The sequence below is a fragment of the Microbacterium sp. Bi128 genome (genome assembly GCF_918698205.1).
In genome coordinates, this window is sequence record NZ_CAKKMM010001458.1 from 1 (window position 1) to 1,242 (window position 1,242).

General features: G+C 69.2%; 1 protein-coding gene. It reads right to left on the reverse strand.

Going from position 1 to position 1,242, the window contains the following annotated elements; translation table 11 throughout:
- Nucleotides 1-1,023: mannose-6-phosphate isomerase, class I (manA, locus tag LQV45_RS33665; RefSeq protein WP_230012142.1), on the reverse strand; the 1,023-nt coding region annotated here is incomplete at its 3' end.
- Nucleotides 1,024-1,242 lie beyond the last annotated feature (219 nt).

A 1,242-nucleotide genomic window follows, 5' to 3' on the forward strand; every position in this document is an offset into this window, starting at 1 on the left:
GAGTTCCTGGCCCAGCATGGTGGTCTCGGCCGGGAGCATGGGCATCGCGACTGCCTCGAACGCCACGGTCTTCAGCAGTTCCGGCACGTCGACGAATTTCGGCGTGAGCCCGCCGCGGAGCACGTTGTCCGAGGACGCCATGACCTCGATGCCGAGGCCGTGCAGGTAGGCATGGACATTGCCGGCCGGGAGGTACACGGCCTCACCGGGGGCGAGGGAAATCCGGTTCAGCAGCAGGGAAATCAGCACTCCCGGATCTCCGGGGTACCGGCCGTTCAGGCTCACCGCGGTGGACAGTTCCGCCTCGTGCCCGGCCATCGGGGCACCGGAGACGAGAGCCGCAACGATCGTCGCCGTCGCCTCGGCGACGTCCCCGCCGCCGGTGATGAGGCGTTCGAAGGCGGAGCGCAGGGCCACGGGTTCGTCCGGCTGCGCCAGGTCCTCGAGCAGCAGCTGGACCAGCGGCGGCAGCTCCAGCCCGGCGAGCTCAAAGCACGCCGTCAGATGCTGGAAGACCGCACGGGATTCCGCGGCCGGCCGGAACCCGCAGAGGGCCTCGAACGGAGTCAGCGCGAAGATCATTTCGGGCTTGTGGTTATCGTCCTTGTAGTTGCGCTCCGTTGCGGCGGGGTCGACGCCGGCGGCTTCCTCGCGTGCGAAGCCCTCCCGGGCCTGGGTGAGCGTCGGGTGCACCTGCAGGGACAAAGGCGCCTCGGCCGCGAGGACCTTGAGCAGGAACGGCAGGCGCGGACCGAAAGCGGCCACGCTCGCGCTGCCCAGGCAATGTTCCGGATCCCCGGCGATCAGGGCGTCCAGCGGCAGCCGTCCGCCGTCGTGCGTTGCGGGTGCGTGCCGGCCGGCACCGCCGGGCGCCGGCGTCAGCGCGACGGACGGGGAGTCCGGGTGGGCGCCGATCCAGAGCTCCGCTTCGGGACCGCCGGAAGCCGGCCTGCCCAGCAGCCCGGCGATGGCCGTCGGGGAGCCCCAGGCGTAGGGCCGGAGGACGTTCTCAAGTTCGTACATGGCCTGGTCCCTGTCTGATCAATGAAATGTCTCGTCAAAGAAATGTGGTCGCACTGCTGCGGTCAAGGCTGCTGCCGGGGTTAGAGCGGCGCGCACTGTCCGTTGGTGGCGACGAGGTCGCGGATGGACTGTTCGTCGCCGTTGCGCTTGAACTGGTTCAGCATCTCTTCGGTGATCTGCTCGCCGTCCGGCGTGGTGGTCACGGGGGTGAAGTCCGAC